This window comes from Mesorhizobium sp. P5_C1 (assembly GCF_054049815.1).
The window spans coordinates 1-2,004 of sequence record NZ_JBFULQ010000775.1; the positions used below are offsets into that span (position 1 = coordinate 1).

General features: G+C 62.0%; 2 protein-coding genes. Both read right to left on the minus strand.

Annotated features, from left to right (window positions below):
• Window positions 1-29: 29 nt before the first annotated feature.
• A complete protein-coding gene (locus ACXJ7R_RS31125; RefSeq protein WP_095085142.1) occupies window positions 30-878 on the minus strand; it encodes a carbohydrate ABC transporter permease in 849 nt (282 codons plus the stop codon).
• Window positions 878-1,801, minus strand: a complete 924-nt coding sequence (locus tag ACXJ7R_RS31130) for a carbohydrate ABC transporter permease (protein WP_457155155.1) — start codon at window positions 1,799-1,801, stop codon at window positions 878-880. Before ACXJ7R_RS31130 ends, ACXJ7R_RS31125 begins: the two co-directional genes overlap by 1 nt.
• Between the last annotated feature and the right edge of the window lie 203 nt (window positions 1,802-2,004).

A 2,004-nucleotide genomic window follows, 5' to 3' on the forward strand; every position in this document is an offset into this window, starting at 1 on the left:
CCTTATCGAGCGTAACAGAGGCCATCGATCTATCCTTTGACGGCGCCGGCGGTCAGGCCGGTGACGAGATAGCGTTGCAGGAAAGCGAAGAAGATGCAGACCGGGATCAGCGCCAGGATCGACGCCGCCATCATCTGTCCCCAGTCGACGGCAAATTTGCCGATGAAGGTGAGCAGGCCGACCGCGAAGGTCTTCTGGTCGTCGCTGGAAATCAGCATCAGCGCGAACAGAAGCTCGCTCCAGGCCGCGGTGAAGACGAAGCCGAGCGTCGCGCCCATGCCCGGCAGCGTCAGCGGCACGATCACCTTGCGCATTGCCTGCGCGCGCGTGCAACCGTCGATCATCGCCGCTTCTTCCAGGTCCTTCGGGATGCCGTCGAAGAAGGATTGCATCAGAAAGGTGGCAAAGGCGGTGTTGAAGGCGGTGTAGATGATGATCAGCCCGGTCAGGCTGTTGATCAGGCCGATCTGCCCCATGACGCGGTAGATCGGCGGAATAACCATCACCAGCGGAAACGTCTGGGTCAACAAGAGCATCAGCGCCAGTGCTGCCTTGCCGCGAAACGTGAAGCGCGACATGGCGTAGCCGGCGAGCGTGGCGACGACCGTCACCAGTGCCGCCGTCGACACCGAGACGATGACGCTGTTGAGGAAATAGCGCGGGAAATCGGTGGCCTCGAGCACGGTGACGAAGTTCTGCAACGTCATCTGCGAGGGCCAGAAGGTGATGCCTTCGGAATAGAGAAGCCGCTCCGGCGTGACCGAGATCTTCAGCGTCCAGTAGATCGGGAACAGCGCAAAGATCACGTAAGCCGCGACGGCGGCGTAGAGGCCGATGCCGCCGAAGAAGCGCTGCGAGGCTGAGCGTCCTGCGATCATCAGACGTGCCGCACCAGGGAGCGGCGGATGCCTATCAGTGCGATCGCATAGGCAATGAGCAGGACGAGCAGCAGCACGGCCACCGCCGAGGCATAGCCCTTGTCCAGCGACTTGAAGGCGCTGACATAGATGTAGACCGGCACCGTGTTGGTCGAGCCTGCCGGTCCGCCCTCGGTCATGACGAAGATGAGGTCGGCGAAGGTGGCGATCCAGATGGTGCGCAGCATCACCGTGATGGCAATGGTCGGCGCCAGGAACGGCAGCGTCACTTTGGTGAAGCGCTGCCAGGGCGAAGCGCCGTCGATCGCCGCCGCCTCATGCAATTCCGATGGAATGGATTTCAGCGCCGCCAGCAGCGTGATGGCGAAGAATGGAATGCCGAACCAGATATTGGCGACGATCGGCCCCCACATGGCGGTCGAGGGATCGGACAGAACATTGGTCGGTTCGGCCTTCAGCCCCAATGCATACAGCCAGTGCGGCAATGGGCCGATGATCGGATTGAACAGCCAGGCCCAGGTCAGGCCTGACAGGAAGGACGGCACCGCCCAGGGCAGGAACACCAGGGCCTGCACCACCTTGCGGCCCGGGAATGGCTTGTCGAGCAGCAGCGCCAGGCCGAGACCGAGGAAGAACTGGAAGAACAGGCTGGCGACGGTCCACCACAGCGTGTTGACCAGCGCCTGCCCGAGCACCGCGTCCGACAGCATTGCCCGATACTGTGCGAGCCCGACATATTCCGACTTGAAAGCCGAGAATTTGCGGAAGGAGTAGCTGATGCCGATGACCAGCGGCACCAGAAGCACCACGACCAGAAGGATGATCGCCGGGCTGAGATAGAGCCAGGGCTCGATGGCGGCGTGCGATCGCCACTTGCGACGCGGCTTGCCGGCGGATCGTATTTCGGACACGGCATAGGTCATTGGGGGCTCTACGGTGAAAGGTGGATGCCGGCGTCGGCGACAGCGTCCTTCTCCCCGTTTCACGGGGAGAAGATGCCGGCAGGCAGATGAGGGGCTGCGCAAACCTTCAAACGATGGCGCCGCCCCTAATCTGTCACTTCGTGACACCTTCTCCCCGTGAACGGGGAGAAGGGAACAAAACTACTTCTTGTTCTTCGCCAGCC